The sequence below is a fragment of the Nitrobacter sp. 62-13 genome (assembly GCF_001896955.1).
Classification (GTDB): Bacteria; Pseudomonadota; Alphaproteobacteria; order Rhizobiales; family Xanthobacteraceae; genus Nitrobacter.
Map to the genome: position 1 here is coordinate 25945 of NZ_MKRN01000190.1, position 19159 is coordinate 45103.

General features: G+C 62.5%; 20 protein-coding genes. 12 read left to right on the forward strand and 8 right to left on the reverse strand.

The annotated features are described in order from the left end of the window. Nucleotides 1–1764, reverse strand: a complete 1764-nt coding sequence (locus BGN91_RS14415; RefSeq protein WP_292614263.1) for an ABC transporter ATP-binding protein — start codon at nucleotides 1762–1764, stop codon at nucleotides 1–3. A 274-nt stretch (nucleotides 1765–2038) separates the two neighbouring features. Here BGN91_RS14415 and BGN91_RS14420 point away from each other — a divergent pair, with 274 nt between their 5' ends. Both BGN91_RS14420 and BGN91_RS14425 read left to right on the forward strand, forming a co-directional pair. Then, nucleotides 2039–3106, forward strand: coding sequence for a glycosyltransferase family 4 protein (locus BGN91_RS14420; RefSeq protein WP_292614265.1), 1068 nt, complete (start codon nucleotides 2039–2041; stop codon nucleotides 3104–3106). Nucleotides 3107–3226: 120 nt separating this feature from the next. Next, on the forward strand, nucleotides 3227–3463 hold the full coding sequence (locus BGN91_RS14425; RefSeq protein ID WP_292614267.1) for a DUF3551 domain-containing protein: 237 nt from the start codon (nucleotides 3227–3229) through the stop codon (nucleotides 3461–3463). 59 nt (nucleotides 3464–3522) lie between these two features. Here the strand turns inward: BGN91_RS14425 and BGN91_RS14430 are convergent, their stop codons facing one another. The 4 genes from BGN91_RS14430 to acnA form a co-directional block, all read right to left on the reverse strand. Continuing rightward, nucleotides 3523–4170, reverse strand: coding sequence for a hypothetical protein (locus tag BGN91_RS14430; RefSeq protein WP_292614269.1), 648 nt, complete (start codon nucleotides 4168–4170; stop codon nucleotides 3523–3525). 160 nt (nucleotides 4171–4330) lie between these two features. Continuing rightward, nucleotides 4331–4702 carry a DUF2794 domain-containing protein gene (locus BGN91_RS14435; RefSeq protein ID WP_292614271.1) on the reverse strand — a complete coding sequence of 124 codons (372 nt, stop codon included), beginning with the start codon at nucleotides 4700–4702 and terminating at the stop codon, nucleotides 4331–4333. Between the two features lie 636 nt (nucleotides 4703–5338). Further along, nucleotides 5339–6112, reverse strand: a complete 774-nt coding sequence (locus BGN91_RS14440) for a thioredoxin family protein (RefSeq protein ID WP_292614273.1) — start codon at nucleotides 6110–6112, stop codon at nucleotides 5339–5341. 177 nt (nucleotides 6113–6289) lie between these two features. After that, entirely contained in the window at nucleotides 6290–9007 is a 2718-nt protein-coding gene (acnA, locus tag BGN91_RS14445) for an aconitate hydratase AcnA (protein WP_292614275.1), read from the reverse strand. A gap of 223 nt (nucleotides 9008–9230) precedes the next feature. Here acnA and ccmA point away from each other — a divergent pair, with 223 nt between their 5' ends. The 6 genes from ccmA (at nucleotide 9231) to BGN91_RS14475 (ending at nucleotide 12961) form a co-directional block, all read left to right on the forward strand. Beyond that, nucleotides 9231–9845, forward strand: coding sequence for a heme ABC exporter ATP-binding protein CcmA (ccmA, locus tag BGN91_RS14450; protein WP_292614277.1), 615 nt, complete (start codon nucleotides 9231–9233; stop codon nucleotides 9843–9845). A 136-nt stretch (nucleotides 9846–9981) separates the two neighbouring features. Then, nucleotides 9982–10650 (forward strand): heme exporter protein CcmB, encoded by a 669-nt coding sequence (gene ccmB, locus BGN91_RS14455; RefSeq protein WP_292614279.1) that lies wholly within the window; start codon nucleotides 9982–9984, stop codon nucleotides 10648–10650. 94 nt (nucleotides 10651–10744) lie between these two features. Next, nucleotides 10745–11476, forward strand: a complete 732-nt coding sequence (locus BGN91_RS14460) for a heme ABC transporter permease (protein WP_292614281.1) — start codon at nucleotides 10745–10747, stop codon at nucleotides 11474–11476. Nucleotides 11477–11481: 5 nt separating this feature from the next. Then, nucleotides 11482–11661, forward strand: coding sequence for a heme exporter protein CcmD (gene ccmD / locus BGN91_RS14465; protein ID WP_292614282.1), 180 nt, complete (start codon nucleotides 11482–11484; stop codon nucleotides 11659–11661). Further along, a complete protein-coding gene (locus BGN91_RS14470) occupies nucleotides 11658–12251 on the forward strand; it encodes a DsbE family thiol:disulfide interchange protein (protein ID WP_292614284.1) in 594 nt (197 codons plus the stop codon). Before ccmD ends, BGN91_RS14470 begins: the two co-directional genes overlap by 4 nt. A gap of 347 nt (nucleotides 12252–12598) precedes the next feature. Next, a complete protein-coding gene (locus BGN91_RS14475) occupies nucleotides 12599–12961 on the forward strand; it encodes a helix-hairpin-helix domain-containing protein (RefSeq protein WP_292614286.1) in 363 nt (120 codons plus the stop codon). 41 nt (nucleotides 12962–13002) lie between these two features. Here BGN91_RS14475 and BGN91_RS14480 read toward each other — a convergent pair whose 3' ends face one another. Together BGN91_RS14480 and ftsY are read right to left on the reverse strand one after the other, a co-directional pair. After that, nucleotides 13003–13605: a septation protein A gene (locus BGN91_RS14480; RefSeq protein WP_292614287.1), complete on the reverse strand. Its 603-nt coding sequence runs from the start codon at nucleotides 13603–13605 to the stop codon at nucleotides 13003–13005. A gap of 180 nt (nucleotides 13606–13785) precedes the next feature. After that, nucleotides 13786–14733, reverse strand: coding sequence for a signal recognition particle-docking protein FtsY (gene ftsY / locus BGN91_RS14485; protein ID WP_292614289.1), 948 nt, complete (start codon nucleotides 14731–14733; stop codon nucleotides 13786–13788). An 82-nt stretch (nucleotides 14734–14815) separates the two neighbouring features. On the opposite strand from ftsY, the gene BGN91_RS14490 reads away from it, so the two are divergent. The 4 genes from BGN91_RS14490 to BGN91_RS14505 all read left to right on the forward strand — a co-directional run bounded on the left by BGN91_RS14490 (nucleotide 14816) and on the right by BGN91_RS14505 (nucleotide 18438). Then, a complete protein-coding gene (locus BGN91_RS14490; protein WP_292614291.1) occupies nucleotides 14816–15679 on the forward strand; it encodes an RluA family pseudouridine synthase in 864 nt (287 codons plus the stop codon). A gap of 326 nt (nucleotides 15680–16005) precedes the next feature. Further along, the gene (locus BGN91_RS14495; RefSeq protein ID WP_292614293.1) at nucleotides 16006–17433 is read left to right on the forward strand and encodes a DEAD/DEAH box helicase; all 1428 of its coding nucleotides are present in this window, start codon (nucleotides 16006–16008) and stop codon (nucleotides 17431–17433) included. Between the two features lie 245 nt (nucleotides 17434–17678). Further along, on the forward strand, nucleotides 17679–17960 hold the full coding sequence (gene infA / locus BGN91_RS14500) for a translation initiation factor IF-1 (protein WP_292614295.1): 282 nt from the start codon (nucleotides 17679–17681) through the stop codon (nucleotides 17958–17960). Between the two features lie 265 nt (nucleotides 17961–18225). Beyond that, the gene (locus BGN91_RS14505) at nucleotides 18226–18438 is read left to right on the forward strand and encodes a cold-shock protein (RefSeq protein ID WP_002714433.1); all 213 of its coding nucleotides are present in this window, start codon (nucleotides 18226–18228) and stop codon (nucleotides 18436–18438) included. 115 nt (nucleotides 18439–18553) lie between these two features. On the opposite strand, the gene BGN91_RS14510 is transcribed toward BGN91_RS14505, so the two are convergent. After that, nucleotides 18554–19156 carry a TadE/TadG family type IV pilus assembly protein gene (locus BGN91_RS14510; RefSeq protein ID WP_292614297.1) on the reverse strand — a complete coding sequence of 201 codons (603 nt, stop codon included), beginning with the start codon at nucleotides 19154–19156 and terminating at the stop codon, nucleotides 18554–18556. Nucleotides 19157–19159 lie beyond the last annotated feature (3 nt).

Sequence of the window (19159 nt, forward strand, 5' to 3'; positions counted from 1 at the left end):
TCAGGCCGCATGAACCGACAGGCGGCTCATCTCCCTCGCGACGAGCTGCCGGTAGTGTCCGTCCTTGCGCATCAAGCGGCCGGGCTGGCCGTCTTCGATGATCTTTCCGTCCTTGAGCACGATCACGCGATCGAAATCACGCAACGTCGAAAGCCGGTGCGCAATCGCAATCACGGTGCGGCCCAGCATCAGGCGACCGAGCGCCTCGCGGATGGCTTCTTCGGATTCACTGTCCAACGCCGCGGTCGCCTCGTCAAGCAGCAGGATCGGCGCATCCTTGAGGAAGGCGCGCGCGATGGCGATGCGCTGACGCTGCCCGCCTGAGAGTTTCACGCCGCGATCGCCGACCATGGTCGCAAACCCTTCAGGAAGGTTCTCCACGAAATCGCAACGCGCTGCGATCGCCGCGCGCAGCACTTCGTCGTCGGTCGCCGTGGGGCGGCCATAACGGATGTTCTCGAGAATGGAGCGATGGAACAGGGAAATGTCCTGCGGCACCACGGAGATGGCAGAGCGCAGACTCTGCTGCGTGACACGCGAAATGTCCTGGCCGTCGATCGTGATGCTGCCGCGCTCGGGATCGTAGAACCGCTGCAACAGGGCGAACAGCGTCGACTTGCCGCCGCCGGATTCGCCGACCAGCCCGACGCGCTGTCCGGGCTGAAGGCGGAGATTGAACCGCTCGAACACCGCCTGACTGCCGGGATAGCCAAACGTGACGGTGTTGAACGCGACGGACGCGCCATGTCCCTGCAGCGGCTCGGCTTCGGGATGATCGATCAATGCGTGGGGAACCAGCAGCGTCGCGACCGCTTCGGTCAGCCGCGCAACGTGCTGGGTGATGTCGACGAGGGCAACCGCCAGATCGCGCGTCGCATGCAATATTGAGATGCCGAGCGTGCAGACCAGCACGACATCGCCTGTGGTGGCGCCGCCGCGCTGCCAGAGCGTGGTGGCCCATGCCAGCAGCGAAACGGTCAGCACGACAGTAATGGCGGCATGGGTGATCCTGAGTTTTTCGAGATAGCGAAGGCTTCGCCCGCGCGCGCTCAGCTCCCGTCCGACGGTCGTGTCGAAACGGTCATGCTCGTGATGGATCCCGCAGAACGCCCGGACCAGCGACAAATTGTTGACGACATCGACCATCTCGCCGTCAACCGCCGCGGCCTTGTCGGCGAAATCGTCATGCAGGGGCTTTCCCGCCGCAGCCATTTTAAACATCGCGGCAATCATGACGACGGCTATGATCGTCAGCCCCGCCGCCATCGCCGGGCTGACGGTTCCGATCAACGCAATCGCGGCGACGGTCGCGATGCAGGGCGGCAATACGTTCCAGAACAGCATGTTTTCGACGGTATACACAGCGTTCGATGTCGCGGTGATCCGGCTCGTCAGCATTCCCGGCATGCGGTCTGCAAAGTAGCTCGGCGCATGGCCGGTAAGATGCCGGAAAATATCGCGGCGCAGGTCGCCGGTGACGCCGACGAAAGTGAAGCTCGCGACCCAGCCTGCGATTCGCCAGAGACAATTGTCGGCGGCGATCAGCGCGATGAGAAGGATCAATGCCAGCCACACCGCGCCGCTATGCGCAGGTCCGTATGCCAGCGCATCGACCAGCGATTTGACGCCGTATTGCGTTCCCACCGAACAGGCCACCGCCGCCATGACGCAAAAAAGGATCGCGAGATGCGAAGCCGACCGCTGCCGGCAATAGCGCATCACGAAGGAGAAAGGCCGACCGGCATATCCCGATAAATCGTTCATGCGTTTCCACCGAGGCGCTTTCAAAAGTTGATCGGATGTGACGTCTCCTCGGATCCAGCTGCCCCACAAGACCCTCAGAAAAGCCGTCAATGCGCAGAAACTTCGTTGCATTGACCGCCTAGCCTATCTGAAAGGCTGTGATGGCATCAGCAAGACGACAATGTGGAAGAATGGAGGGAACTGCGCTGACGCGATTGCGTTCAAAACAGCGACGCTGGCGCTCTCAAGGGCTTTTTAATCTCATGAAAACGTAAATGTGACAGGAGGCGATTAGATGCGCATTGCGCAGGTTGCTCCGTTGACGGAGGCTGTCCCGCCGAAACTGTATGGCGGCACTGAACGCGTGGTTCACTGGTTGACCGAGGAGCTCGTCGCCCTTGGTCACGACGTGACCCTTTTCGCCAGCGGCGATTCTCAAACCTCAGCCCGGCTCGATGCGCCATGGCCGAAAGCCCTGCGGCTCGACGGCGCCGTGCGGGATCCGAACGCCCTTCATATGGTGATGTTGGAACGAGTGCGCCGAAAGTGCGATGACGAGGAATTCGATATCCTCCATTTCCACCTGGACTACTATCCCTTCTCGCTGTTTTCACGGCAACCGACGCCGTTTCTCACAACACTTCATGGGCGGCTCGACCTTCCGGAGCACCAACCGGTATTCAACGCATTTTCATCGATTCCGGTGATTTCTATTTCGAATGCGCAACGTCGTCCGGTCCCGCAGGCCCGCTGGCTGCGCACGATCCATCACGGACTTCCGAAGGACCTGCTGACGCCCCGGCCGATCACGCCGGGCTATCTTGCCGTCCTCGGGCGCATCGCTCCGGAAAAAGGCGTCGACCGCGCGATCAAGATCGCCATTCGCTGCGGCATCCCGCTCAAGATCGCCGCAAAGATCGACCGGGCCGATCAGGACTATTTCGATGAATTCATCCGCCCGATGATGGACCATCCGCTCGTGGACTATATCGGCGAGATCAGTGATCGCGAGAAACCGGATTTCCTCAGCGGCGCCGTCGGGCTGCTGCTGCCGATCAACTGGCCCGAACCGTTCGGGCTTGTCATGATCGAGGCCATGGCTTGCGGAACTCCCGTTATCGCCTACAATCGCGGCTCCGCTGCCGAAATCGTCGAAGACGGTCTGACCGGCTTCATCGTTGAGGACGAGACCGGCGCGGTCGCGGCCGTCGACCGCCTGGCGACCCTCGATCGCAGAGCCGTCCGGGCCGAGTTCGAGGCGCGTTTTACGGCACGGCGCATGGCGCTGGACTACCTCGACGCCTATCATGATCTGATCGAGGCGGCGACGCCGAAGATCAAGCTGGTGAGCAGCGCCGAATAATTCGGCCGTTCATTTTGCCGGCCAGCGCGATGGTCTCGACCAAGTCCAGCGCTGCCGGCGGCCGCCCGCCGCTTTGAGAGTTCGTCACGTCCGTCGAGCAGGAGGCAAAGGAGACACGAGATGCGCAATTTGATCGGCGCGGCTTTATTGACCGCTTTCGTCCTGACGATCGCCGCTGCGGCTTCGCCCGCATCAGCCTATGACTACAGATACTGCCTGCAAGGCAGGGAATGGGGTTATCCCGGAAACTGCCAGTTCTCGACCTATCGGCAGTGCATGGCCACGGCGTCGGGAACCTACGCCCATTGCGGCATCAACCCGCGCGTCGCTTTTCGCGAACGGGGACGGTACAGGTAAAGGCGAACGGTCCTGGGATAGGGCGGCCGATCAGCGTGCTTCCATCAAGACGGAACGCTTCAGCTGCGTTCATCTTTGCCTGAAGGCGAGCCGAACAAGGCCCTTTTGATATCCTGCATCCCGGTTGAGATTCGCGACCAGCCGCAGGCCGAGAAAAGTTCCTTTTCGCAGCGAGGCGTTATCATCTTGGGGCGCGGCCGCGGAAGCACCGCTACGCGCTTTTCAGCCGTTTTCGGCGCCGCCGCAGTCCTGACGCTGCCGGAAGGCGCCATAAGATCGGCACGGGGGCTGGCAGGAACTGCGGTCGGGATAGGGGTCTGCTCGATCTGCTGCTGCTTCCGAAAAAATGCCGCCGCGATGATGCTGCGCCGCTGATCTTTGAGATAGGCAGCATATTGCTCGTCGATATACTTCTGCTCGTCCGCGGTCGGGTTCGGTCCCGCGATATCGAAATGCCGGTTCTGCATGAAGTCGAAATAGGTGTAGCCGCCGCCAGGCTTGCGCCGACCGGCAAATTGAGCCTCGCACGCCGTCAGCCGCTTGTCCTTGTCCTCCGGCGACACCGCATTCTTTTGTGCGCTCGCAGCGCATTCCTCGAAGTCAGAGGGCGCGCGCGACCACCAGCCCGCATCCGCACGCGCCGAGACCAGCACCAGCGCGCCGCAAGCCATTGCAAAACCGGCCAGAAGTCTTCTCGCGCCAGCCACCGCCAACAGCCTCGTCCAACCCTATTCGGATTGAACGATTCTCGGGAAATCTCGACGCTTTGTCACTCCCCCATCGGGGTTTATCCCGCGTTTGCTTTTGACGATTCCATTCGCAAGCGGCGGCTCGAACCATCTATCGCCACATCCGAGCGAAGCAGCATCAGACCAGGGCCAGCTTGCGGTCGATGACAAGCAGGACGCGGTCGAGTTCGTGACCGCGCCGCAGGATCAGCCCGCTGGCCGAAATCACGCTATAGGCCCCCTGCTTGCGCGTCAGGCGCGGGTCCTTCTCGATGCGGTAGATGGGAACTTCGGAGGCGCGGCGGAAGATCGAAAACACCGCACGGTCCTTGAGGAAATCGATCGCGTAATCACGCCATTCGCCGTCGGCAACCATGCGTCCATAAAGATTGAGGATGCGATTGAGTTCGAGACGATTGAACGTCACCCGGCCCGGAATGGGAAGCACGGCAGGACTGCGTTCTGCCGTGCGGCTGTCGCTTGGATCATCGTCGTCCGATAGCGAACTCATCGGCGCCTCCTGTCACGATCAAGCACATGATCGCGCCGGAGAGGCTCCGCCGCAAGGGGCCTTCGTCGGATGTCTTAACAGACCCTGTAGGTACCCGTTTCACGAACTGCGTCAGAACGCCGCTAACAAGCATCACCACGAGATCAAAAATCATAATGCAGCCCAATTTCCGTCAAGCAACCGCCCCGCTGGATTGCGACAAGAATTGCTCTGCGATGGCCCGATTCTTTCGGCACCCGGATCCTCAGCCCCCAGCCCCCCGGGGCCGTCAGGATCGGGCCCCTTCGCAGGAACTTCAGGATTGGACGGCTTGGGACCGGCGGAAGCTGGTCCTTTTTCTTTTGCGAAGTCGTTTGTCTTTTGCAAGCCGTTCGTCTTTGGAAAGTGGGCTTAGGCTGATGCCAGATTGTAGACGTTCGAAAGTGTTGCCTCGATGCGAACCGGCGCACCGATCGGCATGGGCATCCGGACGAACGCACCTGAAAACCGAGTTGGAGCCCTTCCGCTTCTGATGGAATCAGAAGCGAGGCTCCATGATTTTGTTTGACGCGTTTTCTTCCCGCCCAGCGGTTTCCATCCTCGGCCCAAGTCCGAGGATGCTTCGCTCGAAAACGCTCTCATGCAAAGAATTTTGAGTCAGTGAAGCGGGGTGTAGGCCGCACCGAGCATCGGACCGGGCCTGTCACGATTGCCGTCCTGAACATAGACCACCGCTGCATCGACGCCATCGCGCGCGATATTCTCGATCGGCACTGCCCAGGTGCCGGCCTTGCCGGTCCAGTCACCGACCTTGAGCCAGCTTCGCACGACGTTGTGGTAGGTCACTTCGCGGCCGCCGTTCTCACCGCGCCCGATCGCAATCGGCACCGCTTTCGCGATCGCACATATCCAGATTTCACCGTGATCGGAAGGATGGTTGGCCTTGGCGGACGCCACCGACACATTGAGCTGCTTGCCCGCCACGGCCATCGAAACCGGCACGGACATCACCTCTTCGTTTTTCCGCGTATCGCGGACCGCACTGTCGATGGCCGCCCGATCGTTGCCGATCACATGGGCCGATCCGTTGACGATCACCTGCGGCGTGTAGACGTCGCGATCGCCACGCACCAGCGAATAGGCCTTCTGGCGTGCAGTGAAGCGATTGTCGGCTAGCGTATCCTTCCAGCCGAGATAGTCCCAGTAATCGATCGGCATGCTCAGGGCGACGATCGAGGGATCCTTGGAAAGATCGCCAAGGATCTTGTCGGCGGCCGGGCACGACGAGCAGCCTTGCGACGTGAACAGTTCGACGACGGCGCGCGGATCCGCCAGAGCGGGACGAACGACCGCAACGGACGCGCAAACGCCAAGCGCGCAAACGCCGAACAGCCGAAACAAACGATCGCGCGACAGACAGCCTTGAAACATCACCGAGGCCACACCGAAACCGCGGCACGACGTGTGCCTGCGTTATGAAGGGAAGCACGCCCCCGACCGCGAGAGGCCAGTGTTTTCATAAGCTGCCTTTCGCTCACTCGCCACTCAATTCGCGGTGAGGCCATCGCCGCCGGATTGAGGCGCGAATGCCGTAATCGGACCACGAGATTACGCCGCGAGCTTGCGCAGCACATAGTGCAGAATGCCGCCGTTGCGGTAATAGTCGAGTTCGTCCAGCGTGTCGATGCGGCAGAGCAGCAGGACGCGATGCAGCGTGCCGTCGCGCGAGACGATGTCAGCCGTCAGCTTCTGGCGCGGCTTCAGATTGCCCTGCAAGCCGCGAATCGTCACCGTCTCGTCTCCCTTGAGACCGATCGATTGCCAGGACGCGCCATCTTCGAAAGTCAACGGCAGCACGCCCATGCCGACGAGGTTGGAGCGATGGATGCGCTCGAAGCTCTCGCAGATCACGGCGCGCACGCCGAGCAGACGGGTGCCCTTGGCGGCCCAGTCCCGCGACGAGCCGTTGCCGTATTCAGCTCCCGCGAACACGACGAGCGGCACATTCTCCTGCTGGTACTTCATCGCCGCGTCGTAGATCGACATCCGCTCGCCGTCGGGCCAGTGCCTGGTCAGTCCGCCTTCCGGGATGTTGCCGTCCGCGTCCTTCAGCATGAAGTTCTTGATGCGGATATTGGCGAAGGTCCCGCGCATCATCACCTCGTGATTGCCGCGCCGGGTGCCGTACTGGTTGAAATCCGCCGGCCGCACCTGATGTTCGCTCAAATATTTGCCGGCCGGCGATGTCAACTTGATCGCGCCCGCCGGCGAGATGTGATCGGTGGTGATCTTGTCGCCGAACATGGCCAGGATGCGCGCATCGACGATGTCGGCGATCGGCTCCGGCTCTTTCGTCATGCCTTCGAAGTAAGGCGGGTTCTGCACATAGGTCGAACTCATGTTCCAGCGAAAGGTCTCGCTCTGCACGGTATCGATCTTGCGCCAGTTGACATCGCCCTTGAACACGTCGGCGTATTTCTTCTTGAAGATTCGCGAGGTCACGAACTTCTTGATGAAGGCGTTGATCTCCTTCGAGGTCGGCCAGATGTCTTTCAGGTACACCGGTTTGCCGGCCTTGTCCGTGCCCAGCGGCTCGGTGGCGAGATTTCTGGTCACCGAGCCCGCCAGCGCATAGGCGACGACCAGCGGCGGCGAGGCGAGATAATTCGCCTGCACGTCCGGCGAGACGCGACCCTCGAAGTTGCGGTTGCCCGAGAGAACGGCCGCGGCGACGATGCCATTGTCGTTGACCGATTTCGAAATCTCCGGCGCCAGCGGCCCGGAGTTGCCGATGCAGGTCGTGCAGCCGAACCCGACCAGGTTGAAGCCGACCTTGTCGAGATCGAGTTGCAGTCCGGAGTTCGCAAGATATTCCGCGACGACCTGGCTGCCCGGCGCCAGCGAGGTCTTCACCCAGGGCTTCGCGGTCAGCCCTTTTGCCGCGGCCTTGCGCGCCAGCAATCCGGCGGCGATCAGCACGCTCGGATTGGATGTATTGGTGCATGACGTGATCGCCGCGATCACGACGTCGCCGTGTCCGAGATCGAAGTTGCGGCCCTCGACCGGGTAACGCGCCGTGGTGTCGGTCCTTCTGTATTCGTTGGCGAGCGCATCGGCGAAGCCGTCGGCGATCGCCGGCAGCGCCTGCCGGCCCTCGGGGCGTTTCGGTCCCGCCAGCGAGGGCACCACCGTGCCGAGATCGAGCGTCAGCTTTTCGGTGAACACCGGATCGGGCGACGCGGCATTGCGAAACAGGCCCTGGGCCTTGGCATATTTCGCCACCAGCGCAACGCGGGCCGCCGCGCGGCCGGACGTCTTGAGGTAGTCAATGGTCGCAGCGTCGATCGGAAAGAAGCCGCAGGTCGCGCCGTATTCCGGTGACATGTTGCCGATGGTCGCCTTGTCCGCGACCGAAAGATGATCCAGTCCGGGACCATAGAACTCGACGAACTTGCCGACGACGCCCTGCTTGCGCAGCATCTGCGTGACGGTGAGCACGAGATCGGTGGCGGTGACGCCTTCCTTCAACGCACCCTTGAGCTTGAAGCCGACGACGTCGGGCAACAGCATCGACAGAGGCTGGCCGAGCATCGCGGCTTCCGCCTCGATGCCGCCGACGCCCCAGCCCAGAACGGCGAGGCCATTGACCATCGTCGTGTGGGAGTCGGTGCCGACCAGCGTGTCGGGATAGGCGACCTCCAGGGTCGCGGTCTTCTTGCCGATCGTCAGCTTCTCTTTCCTGGTCCAGACCGTCTGCGCGAGATATTCGAGATTGACCTGGTGGCAGATGCCGGTGCCGGGCGGCACAACGGAGAAATTCGAGAACGCTTTCTGACCCCACTTCAGAAACTCGTAGCGCTCCTGGTTCTGCCTGTATTCCTCCACCACGTTCTTGGCGAACGCCTTGTTGTCGCCGAAGAAGTTCACGATCACGCTGTGGTCGATGACGAGATCGACCGGCACCAGCGGATTGATCTTGTCAGGCTTGCCGCCGAGATTCTGCATCGCGTTGCGCATGGCCGCGAGATCGACCACCGCGGGCACGCCGGTGAAATCCTGCATCAGGACACGCGCCGGGCGGAAGGATATCTCATGCTCGAGCTTGCGCTTCTTCAGCCATTTGGAGAAGGCGACAATGTCCTCCTTGGTCACCGAGCGGCCGTCCTCGTTGCGCAGCAGATTTTCCAGCAGCACCTTCATGGAGTAAGGCAACCTGGAGATGCCTTTGAGACCGTTTTTCTCCGCGGCCGGCAAACTGTAGTAGGCGTAGGTCTTGCCGCCGACCTTGAGGGTTTTCAGACATTTGAAGCTGTCGAGCGAAGCCATGTGAGGAATCCCGATCCAGGGGTTTAGGGTACCGGACTGTCTGACGGTATCAAAACACCGCAGGAGAAACTGATGCGCGGGGTTTCGTTGCGGGGGATTTTGTGCTGCATCAAGTTCCGAATTTATAGAGGCTTTCCAGACTGTCCGCCACGCCAACAATGCTTGCTCCCCGCCTTTCAGCCATGCACACAGATCGCACGACGGCTGTGCAAACAGGGTCATCATGAAACTTTCAGGGCACGGCTTGCGATGTGTGCGGGGCGGACGGGAAGTCTTCTCCGGTCTCGATGTCATGGCTGAATCCGGCCGTGCGGTGGCGGTCACCGGGCCCAACGGCGCGGGCAAAACCTCGCTGCTGCGGCTCCTGGCGGGGTTGTTGGCGATGGAGGGCGGCTCGATCGGCCTCGAAGGCGGCGACCCCGAGCTGACGCTGCCCGAACAGGCGCATTACCTCGGCCATCGCGACGCTTTGAAACCCGCGCTCAGCGTCAGCGAAAACCTGTCGTTCTGGCGGGAGTTTCTCGGCGGCGCGTCGCCAACATCAGCGGCCGATGCCGCACAAGCGCTCGCGGCGGTCGGGCTCGACCATGTCGGGCATCTGCCGGCGGCCTATCTTTCGGCCGGGCAGCGACGCCGGCTGTCGATCGCGCGGCTGTTGGCGGTGAAACGACCCGTCTGGCTGCTGGACGAGCCGACCTCGGCGCTCGACGTTTCCGGCCAAAGCGCTTTTGCCACCATCATGACCGATCATCTTGCGGGCGGCGGCATCATCCTGGCCGCGACGCACACGCCGCTCGGGATTGCCGTGCAGGAGCTGCGGATCGGGAGCGTGGGATGAGGGATGTGAGCAGGGCCATTCAGCGCGGACTGCCCTCCCCCCTCGTGGGAGAGGGTGGTTTCGAGCGTAGCGAGAAAACGGGCGAGGGGTCGATCCGAAACGGGGCGCTTTTCCCCTCAGAAGGGAGCAAGCCTGCATGACCGCCCTCGCCGCACTGATTCGCCGCGATGTCAGCGTCGCGCTGCGCGTCGGCGGCGGCGCGCTGATCGGCGTGCTGTTCTTCCTTACGGTCGTGGTGCTGATGCCGTTCGCGGTCGGCCCCGATCTCGCGCTTTTGAAAAAACTCGGCCCCGCGATCCTCTGGCTCGGCGCCCTGCTGGCGAGCCTGCTGACGCTCGATCGGCTGTTCACCGCCGATCACGACGACGGCTCGCTCGATCTGATCGTCATGAGCCGCACGCCGCTCGAACTGGCCTGCGCGGCCAAGGCGCTGGCGCACTGGCTGGCGGCGGGGCTGCCGCTGGTCGCCGCGACGCCGGTGCTGGGGCTGCTGCTCAACCTCGACGGCACCGCGACCGGCGCCGTGGCGCTGACGCTATTGGCGGGAACGCCCGCGCTCACTTTCACCGGCATGATCGGCGCCGCGCTCGCCGTCGTGCTCCGTCGCGGCGGCCTGCTGCTCTCGGTGCTGGTGTTGCCGCTATCGATTCCGGTGCTGATTTTCGGCGTCGCCGCATCCAACGCCGCGCTGTCCGGTCCATCGCCGTTCGGCACGCCGTTCTCGATCCTGTGCGCGCTGTCGCTGGCGAGCCTGGTGATCGGCCCGTTCGCCGCCGCGGCAAGCCTGCGGCACGGACTGGATTGAGGCGCCCGATGCCGCCGATCAACTTTTGCTTAAGAGAGAAGTCGGGCCCGAATCCGCATTGCCTGCGCTGGCTTCGGCGACTATCAGTGGTGCCATGACGCTGATCGATCTCGCCAATCCATCCCGATTTCTCTCGCTCGCCGGCCGGATTCTGCCGTGGCTCGTGGCTGTGACCGTGCTTGTGCTTGCGATCGGCCTGTACCAGTCCGCGACCGCCCCCGATGACTACCAGCAGGGCGCGACCGTCAAGATCATGTTCATCCACGTTCCCAATGCATGGCTGTCGATGTTCGTGTGGAGCGTGATGAGCGTCGCGGCGCTCGGCACGCTGGTATGGCGGCATCCGCTGGCAGACGTCGCGGCAAAGACCGCGGCCCCGATCGGCGCGGCGTTCACATTCCTCGCGCTGCTGACGGGATCGCTGTGGGGCCGCCCGATGTGGGGCACCTATTGGGAGTGGGATGCGCGGCTGACCTCGGTTCTGATCCTGTTCCTGATGTATCTCGGCCTGATGGCGCTGTGGCGCGCGGTCGAGGACCCATCGCGCGCCGCGCGCGCCGCTGCGGTGCTGACGCTGGTCGGCGCGATCAATATTCCGATCATCAAGTTCTCGGTGGACTGGTGGAACACGCTGCATCAGCCGGCTTCGGTTATCCGCATGGGCGGCACGACGCTGGACCGTGCCTTCCTGATTCCGCTGCTGGTGATGGCGGTCGGCTTCACGCTGCTGTTCCTGACCTTGCATATCGCCGCGATGCGGAATGAAATCCTGCGCCGCCGCGTCCGCACCCTGCAGATGCTGCAAGCCAGCAAGTCGGCGGCATAACGATCATGACGCTCGGTCCCTACGCTTCGTTCATCGTCATGTCCTATGTCGCGGTCGCAACCGTCGTCGCGGCACTCGTTACCTGGGTGATTGCCGATTACCGCCGCCAGAAGGCGCGCCTGCGCGACCTCGAGGCCGCCGGCGCGGTCAGGCGATCGGGACGCAGCGCAGCGGAAGTCAAATGACCGACCCCGCAATGCCCGCCACGCCGCCGAAACGACGCTGGCTGATGGCGCTGCCGCTCGTGGTCTTTGGCGCGCTGGCGTTGCTGTTCTGGTTCCGGCTCGGCGACAGCGACATCTCGCGAATCCCCTCGGCGCTGATCGGCCATCCCGTCCCCAAAACCACGCTGCCTCCGCTGTCCGGTCTCGTCAGCGACGGCAAGCCGGTGCCGGGCATCGACCCCGCGACGTTCGAGGGCAAGGTCAGTCTGGTCAACGTCTGGGCATCGTGGTGCGTCCCCTGCCACGGCGAGGCGCCGCTGTTGACCGAGCTTGCCAAGGACCGGCGCGTGCAATTCGTCGGCATCAACTACAAGGACGCGCCGGACAACGCCCGCCGGTTCCTCGGCCGCTACGGCAATCCGTTCGGCGTCGTCGGCGCCGACGACAACGGCCGCGCCTCGATCGAGTGGGGCGTCTACGGCGTGCCGGAGACCTTCGTGGTCGGGCGCAACGGCACCATCGTCTACAAGCTGGTCGGCGCGATCACGCCGGAAAACGTCGACACCGTGCTGAAGCCGGAAATCGAGAAAGCGCTGAAGGCGGGCTCCTGAAAGGCCGGCTCCTGAAGGCCGGCTCTTGCCAACCTGGTCGTCATTCCGGATGATGCGAAGGACCAGAACGGAATCCAGACACAAATCGCGCGCAACTTTACTGGATTCCGGGTTCGTGCTTCGCACGCCCCGGAATAACGCCAAATATATTCCCGGCGTTTATCTGCCGTTCATTTTGCGGCCATCGCTCCGCCGCAAATCAACAGATAGCTTTGCCGTCAGGATCCGGTTCAACTGCGTTGAACCAGACCCTGACCTTATTTTGATTAAGCATGATCTTATCCGAAAAACGGTTTCCACTTTTCGGGATCATGCTCTAGCAACAGCCCCCGGAAGGGAGATTTTTCATGCGTCGCTTTACCCTTGCCTCGATCACCGCCGCCGCGCTTGCGCTCGGTCTGCTCGCCTCAACGCCGTCGATGGCCCAATCCACTCAGCCCGCCGCCAAGTCCGACAGGATGGCACCTGCCGGGAAGATGGCGCCTGCCAGCAAGATGGCGCCCGCAAACGCCGAGGCGGCCAAGCTCGACATCAACACCGCGACCAAGGAAGAACTGATGGCCTTCAAGGGCATCGGCGACAAGTATTCCGACAAGATCATCGCCGGCCGTCCCTACGCCAAGAAGGACCAGCTCGTCTCCAAGAAGATTCTTCCCGAAGCGACCTACAAGAAGATCTCTGGCCAGATCATCGCGTCGCAGCCGAAGTAGGCCGTGACGTTCCAACCTCGCCCCCAGTTGCGGGGCGAGGTTCAACTCGGTCCGATATCCCCTTCCCTCGCATCGCTGGCCTCGAGCGTGGCGGGTTCGAGATGATAGCGTTTGGTTAGCGGCATCTGCATCATCGCAAAGATCATGGTGAGCGGGATCGCGCCGAACACCTTGAAGTTGACCCAGAAATCCGTGCTCTGGGTCCGCCAGATGATCTCGTTCAGGATCGCCATGCCCAAAAAGAACAGCGCCCAGCGCAGCGTCAGAAGCCGCCAGCCCCGCGGCGTGAGGTTGAACACCTGATCGAACATGACCGCGATGAAGGAGCGACCGAACAACAATCCTCCGCCGAGCACGGATGCGAACAACCCGTAGATGATGGTCGGCTTGACCTTGATGAAGGTCTCGTCGTGCAGCACCAGCGTCAGCGTGCCGAACACGATGACGACGATGCCGGTAACCAGCGCCATCAACGGGATATGTCGCGTCACCACGTAGGACGCGATCATCGCGGCCACGATCGCCACCATGAACGCGCCCGTTGCGATGAACAGGTTGAACTTCGCATTGGCGACGAAGAACGCCAAAAGCGGTCCGAGTTCGGTCGCGAATTTGAACACCGGGTGCGGTTGCTTCTTGTCCATCATATAATCCGAAGCTTCCCAACACACCCGACGCGCTCCCTCTCCCGTGGGGAGAGGGTCGGGGTGAGGGCGTACAACTTCTCGACCATCGTAACCCCTCACCCGGATCGCAAGCGCGATCCGACCTCTACCAATGGGAGAGGTAAACCCAAGCCGCAGCGTGCTCCAGTCAATCGCATGTCAGCCTTCGATCCCCGCAACCGCCCGCGCGAAATCGCGCGCGGTGAACGGCGCAAGGTCGTCGACCCCCTCGCCGACGCCGATGAAATGCACCGGCAGTTTGTGCTTTTCCGCCAGCGCCACCAGAATGCCGCCACGCGCCGTCCCATCCAGCTTGGTCATCACCAGGCCGGTGACGCCTGCGGTGCGATGAAACGCCTCGACCTGCGAAAGCGCGTTCTGTCCGACGGTGGCGTCGAGCACGAGCAGCACCGCATGCGGGCAGGATTCGTCGACCCTTCGGATGACGCGAACCATTTTTTCCAGTTCGTTCATCAACTCGGCCTTGTTCTGCAAACGGCCGGCGGTGTCGATCAGCAGCACATCGCGCCTGTCGTTGCGCGCCTCGGTGAGCGCATTGAATGCAAGGCTCGCGGAATCCGATCCTTGCGCGCCCGCGATGACCGGCGATCCGGTTCGCTCGCCCCAGACCTTCAATTGATCGATGGCTGCCGCGCGAAACGTGTCGCCCGCCGCCATCATCACCTTGCGCCCCTCGGCGGACAGTTTCGCCGCGAGCTTGCCGATGGTCGTGGTCTTGCCGGAGCCGTTGACGCCGACCACCAGGATGACGAACGGCTTTTGGGTTTCGTCAATGACCAGCGGCTGCGCCACCGGCGCGAGGACTTTTTCAACTTCGGTCGCAACGACAGTCTTCACCTCATCGGCGGAGATCGCCTTGTCGTAACGCCCCTCTCCGACGGCCGCCGCGATCCGCTCCGCGACCGCCGTTCCAAGATCGGCGCGCAGCAGCACGTCCTCGATATCATCGAGCATGGCGCGGTCGAGCTTGCGCTTGGTCACAAGATCGGCCACCGCCGTGCCGATCGAGGTCGAGGTCCGCTTGAGGCCGCCGGACAGCCTGCGCCACCAGCTCTGTTTCGGTTTGTCGTCGGTGCTGTCGCTCATTGTGGAGGTGTGTTAGCCGTTTCGTCCTGCGAGCGAAAGGCTTTCGGAAAAGATCGTGCCGCAAGCGAAGATGACGTGAATCATGGATACGGCCCAGCCGACCCCGGAGGAAATCCAGGCCCGCGTGCTCCACCGCGACGGGCTGATGCTGGTGATCGACAAGCCGGCCGGCATCCCCGTGCATCGCGGCCCAAAGGGCGGCGCCAATCTCGAGGCCTCGTTCGAGGCGCTGCGGTTCGGCCTGCCGCGGCCGCCGGTGCTTGCCCACCGGCTCGACCGGGACACCTCGGGCTGCCTGGTGCTCGGACGCCATCGCAAGGCGACGGCCTCGCTCGGCCTGTTGTTCAAGCACGGCAGGATTTCAAAAACCTACTGGGCCGTGGTCGAGGGCGGCCCTGCTGACGACGAGGGCACCATCGACATACCGCTCGGGCGGCTGAACCACGAACGCGGCTGGTGGCAAAAGCCCGATCCGGACGGGCTGCCGTCGGTGACGAAATGGAAAGTGCTGGGGCGCGGCGTTCTCACTGCGGCCGGCGACGGCTTTTCCTCTCCTCCTTGCGGAGAAAGATCAGGGGTGGATGGCAACCGTTTCGACGTCCCGACAGATCGCCCTCCTCCCAAACCCTGCCCCGCAACGGAGGAGGGAGTTCAACTGACCTGGCTCGCATTGGAGCCGGTTACAGGCCGAACCCATCAACTGCGGGTCCATTGCGCGGCGATGGGCTGGCCGATCGCCGGCGATAATATCTACGGAACGCAGGCAAGTTTGCGTCGACTGCGCAGCGAACCATACGTTCCGCGTTTCGGCGAACCCAGCCTGCACCTGCATGCGCGCGAAATCGCTGTTCCCCTGTCGAAGAACAAACCGCCCGTCGTGGTCACCGCGCCCGCGCCGATGCATCTGCACGAGCGACTCAAGGCCTGCGGGTGGAACGGCGAGTAACCGCGCGCGGAGAGGACGAAGGCGGCTCGCGACCGATCGTGGACTGGGCACAGAGAGGGCGGAGAATGATTTGGCACCGCAGGGAACCCTTCGCCAAGCGACAATTCACCTTGAATCTGTCGTCTTCCTGTTCCATATGATAGCGCGACCTTGAGGCTAATCGGGTCGCCGCGAGCCGCGTGTTCTGAGCCCGTCCGACGGTTTCTGGCTTGCCCTTAATCTAGCGACCTCAATCGACGCCTTCGACACGCGGGTGTCTCCAGACAACCTGGTACGCTCCGGCTGATGTAGCCGGGCGCCAGTTGCATAATGGAAAGAAACAACTTTTGTCCTCCTTTCAGGATTTCGGCCTTGCCGATCCCATTTCACGTGCGCTCGCAGAAGAAAACTATTCGACGCCCACGCCCATCCAGGCTCAAACCATTCCTCTAGCCATTGCCGGACGCGACGTCATCGGAATTGCCCAGACCGGCACCGGAAAGACCGCATCGTTCGCTCTCCCGATCCTGCATCGGCTGTTGCAAAACCGGGTCAAGCCGCAGCCCAAGAGCTGCAGGGTGCTGGTGCTCAGCCCGACGCGCGAACTTTCGGGCCAGATCCTCGACAGCTTCAACGCTTACGGCCGCCACCTGCGCCTGACCTCGGCTCTCGCGATCGGCGGCGTTCCGATGGGGCGTCAGGTCCGCTCCGTGATGCAGGGAGTCGAGGTGATGGTCGCCACGCCGGGTCGCCTGCTCGATCTCGTTCAGAGCAACGGGCTGAGGCTCGGCCAGGTCGAATTTCTCGTGCTGGATGAAGCCGATCGCATGCTCGACATGGGCTTCATCCACGACATCCGTAAAGTCGTCGCCAAGCTTCCCGTCAAACGGCAGACGCTGTTTTTTTCGGCCACCATGCCGAAGGACATTGCCGAACTCGCCGAGCAAATGCTTCGCGATCCAGCGCGCGTCGCGGTGACGCCGGTCGCCTCGACCGTCGACCGTATCGCCCAGCGCATCATCCAGATCGATCACGCCAGCAAGCCGGCGTTTCTGGCCCAGCTTCTGAAGCAGGAACCGATCAATCGCGCCCTGATTTTCACGCGCACCAAGCACGGCGCGGACAAAGTGGTGAAGAGCCTCGCCAAGGCCGGCATCAGGTCCGATGCGATCCACGGCAACAAGTCGCAGAACCACCGCGAGCGCGTGCTGGCGTCTTTCCGGACCGGAGAAATCCGCACCCTGGTTGCGACGGATATCGCGGCACGCGGCATCGACGTCGACGGGATCAGCCACGTCGTCAACTTCGATCTTCCGAACGTCCCCGAGACTTATGTCCATCGCATCGGCCGCACGGCGCGGGCCGGCGCCGACGGCGCGGCGATCTCGCTGGTCGCCGGCGCTGAGGAACTGGCCTATCTTCGCGATATCGAAAAGCTGATCCGAGTCGTGCTGCCGAGAGAAGATCGCCGAACGCCGGGGCAGCGCGAGGCGGCGCCGGCCCGCCAGCAGCATCGCGCCGGACGTCCCGCGCCCCATGGTCATGCAACCAGAACCGGCGACGCCGCTCCGGGCGCGAAAGGTCCCCGCCGCCGCGGCCGTCATGGCGATAGCGCGTCCAAGTCAAAATTTAACCGCCCGGAGATCGGACGGCAGGAGTCCGCCCGGCCATCGCCGTCGCGAGGCGGCAAAGCCGAGGGGATGCAGGGGGTTGCCTTCCTGCACCGTGAAAGCCGACCCGCTCGCTCGAAGTCCAACCCGCGTCCTCAACGCTAGCGGAGCGAAATTCACTGGAAATCTAGTTGCTAGCGGTCCTTTAAATTCTAACATCTGCAGAACTCCTGCCGCTGCAGGGATGCAATCGTTGGAATCAGACCATCGGAGCGGGATGAGGAAGTGCGTAGCGGTTTTCCGTCCGCATCCCGCTCTGGCATATTGAAATAGATCACGTTCATGACTTTGGATCGATTGGATCCAAGTCATCGTGGTCCAGGGAAACGCCACTCGATCCGGAGAACCCCATGGCGAAAGAAGAACTGATCCAGTTCGAAGGACTGGTTACCGAAATCCTGCCCGACGCGCGCTATCGGGTGCAGCTCGATGCTGGGCATGAGATCGTTGCCTATACCGCGGGCAAGATGAAAAAGAACCGGATCAAGACGCTGGCCGGCGATCGCGTCACGATCGAAATGTCCCCCTACGATCTCGAAAAGGGACGCCTGATCTTCCGGCACAAGGACGAGCGCCCGAGCGGTGCGCCGCGCGGAGCACCGCCCCGTGGAGGCCAATTCCGTCGGAGATAGCCCGGTCCGACAGCGTCGGGACCCGGCGATCTCAGGCCGAAGGTCCTCGGCCGGCCCGGCGTATCCGCACATCTCAAAAAATCGTGCACGTCAGGATTGTTTTGGGGCCTGCCTTCGAATAATATGGCATTTAGCGATTTTCGGCCGGACGACATAGCTACCACCGGTACAGCCGGTTTAGACGCTGACGACCCTTCCAAAAATCCAATCTCACCAGCCCGCCGAAAGCGGGCTTCGACATACGTATCGGATAAAGGGACTACCCGTGAGCATGGGAACCGTGAAGTGGTTTAACGCAACCAAGGGCTACGGCTTCATTCAACCTGACGATGGCGGCAACGACGTGTTCGTTCACATCAGCGCAGTTGAACGGGCCGGACTCGGAACGCTTCGTGAAGGACAGAAGATCAGCTACGAGATCGTCGCTGATCGCCGCTCTGGAAAATCATCGGCCGACAATCTGCGCGCGGCCGGCTAAGGCAAGACCAGATCGGAAAGGCCGCGCGTCAAGCGCGGCCTTTTTGTTTGGCGCCACGCGTGCTGCGCAAGGCAGACCGCCGGCACTCCCCAGACCGACACTCCGATCCATCCGGTCAGCTCCCGGTTTTCGGACAGGTGGTCTCGCTGCCGTAAAATACGCAGGTTGACTGACGCGGCCGGGTGTAGGCGTTGTCGCTCAGCGTCACGCCGGCTTTCGACATGACGTATCCCACGACCGGCTTATAGAGATAGCTGACCTCGGCGAAGATCAGGTACTGACTGGGGAGAATGTTGCCTGACGAATCCCGGCCGATGAGGCCCGACGGGACGGCGATCGGCGATCCCGCGCCTCGCGGCACCGACCCCTTGCTCCACTGCACCCGCGCGACCGAGGTCGCCGGATCGATATACACCTCGGAAATCGTGGCCTGAACCGGCGTCGACGGGTAGGGCCACATAATGCCGTAGCTTGCGGCGAAGAAATTCGTCATATCCGCATCGCCCACGGCTTTGGACTGCGACGTGAGGTCGGACAGCGTTCGCGCGACAAGGGTGACCTTGCGGTCGACGGCCACGCCCGACGACACCTCGATGGTGCCGAAAAGCATCACCAGCATCAGGGGCGCGATGATCGCAAATTCCGTCGCTGCAATGCCCCGGGAATCACGCCGCAGCGCTGCCGCCGAAACCCCGACCCATGACCAGATGCTCGACATCGG

Excerpts from the sequence above, each read along its gene's own strand:
- BGN91_RS14440 (WP_292614273.1), bottom strand. The coding sequence starts at position 6,112 with ATGTTTCAAGGCTGTCTGTCGCGCGATCGTTTGTTTCGGCTGTTCGGC.
- BGN91_RS14510 (WP_292614297.1), bottom strand. The coding sequence starts at position 19,156 with ATGTCGAGCATCTGGTCATGGGTCGGGGTTTCGGCGGCAGCGCTGCGG.
- BGN91_RS14460 (WP_292614281.1), top strand. The coding sequence starts at position 10,745 with ATGACGCTGATCGATCTCGCCAATCCATCCCGATTTCTCTCGCTCGCC.
- acnA (WP_292614275.1), bottom strand. The coding sequence starts at position 9,007 with ATGGCTTCGCTCGACAGCTTCAAATGTCTGAAAACCCTCAAGGTCGGC.
- ccmA (WP_292614277.1), top strand. The coding sequence starts at position 9,231 with ATGAAACTTTCAGGGCACGGCTTGCGATGTGTGCGGGGCGGACGGGAA.
- ftsY (WP_292614289.1), bottom strand. The coding sequence starts at position 14,733 with ATGAGCGACAGCACCGACGACAAACCGAAACAGAGCTGGTGGCGCAGG.
- ccmD (WP_292614282.1), top strand. The coding sequence starts at position 11,482 with ATGACGCTCGGTCCCTACGCTTCGTTCATCGTCATGTCCTATGTCGCG.
- BGN91_RS14480 (WP_292614287.1), bottom strand. The coding sequence starts at position 13,605 with ATGGACAAGAAGCAACCGCACCCGGTGTTCAAATTCGCGACCGAACTC.
- infA (WP_292614295.1), top strand. The coding sequence starts at position 17,679 with ATGGCGAAAGAAGAACTGATCCAGTTCGAAGGACTGGTTACCGAAATC.
- BGN91_RS14425 (WP_292614267.1), top strand. The coding sequence starts at position 3,227 with ATGCGCAATTTGATCGGCGCGGCTTTATTGACCGCTTTCGTCCTGACG.
- BGN91_RS14420 (WP_292614265.1), top strand. The coding sequence starts at position 2,039 with ATGCGCATTGCGCAGGTTGCTCCGTTGACGGAGGCTGTCCCGCCGAAA.
- BGN91_RS14435 (WP_292614271.1), bottom strand. The coding sequence starts at position 4,702 with ATGAGTTCGCTATCGGACGACGATGATCCAAGCGACAGCCGCACGGCA.
- BGN91_RS14475 (WP_292614286.1), top strand. The coding sequence starts at position 12,599 with ATGCGTCGCTTTACCCTTGCCTCGATCACCGCCGCCGCGCTTGCGCTC.
- BGN91_RS14470 (WP_292614284.1), top strand. The coding sequence starts at position 11,658 with ATGACCGACCCCGCAATGCCCGCCACGCCGCCGAAACGACGCTGGCTG.
- ccmB (WP_292614279.1), top strand. The coding sequence starts at position 9,982 with ATGACCGCCCTCGCCGCACTGATTCGCCGCGATGTCAGCGTCGCGCTG.
- BGN91_RS14415 (WP_292614263.1), bottom strand. The coding sequence starts at position 1,764 with ATGAACGATTTATCGGGATATGCCGGTCGGCCTTTCTCCTTCGTGATG.
- BGN91_RS14490 (WP_292614291.1), top strand. The coding sequence starts at position 14,816 with ATGGATACGGCCCAGCCGACCCCGGAGGAAATCCAGGCCCGCGTGCTC.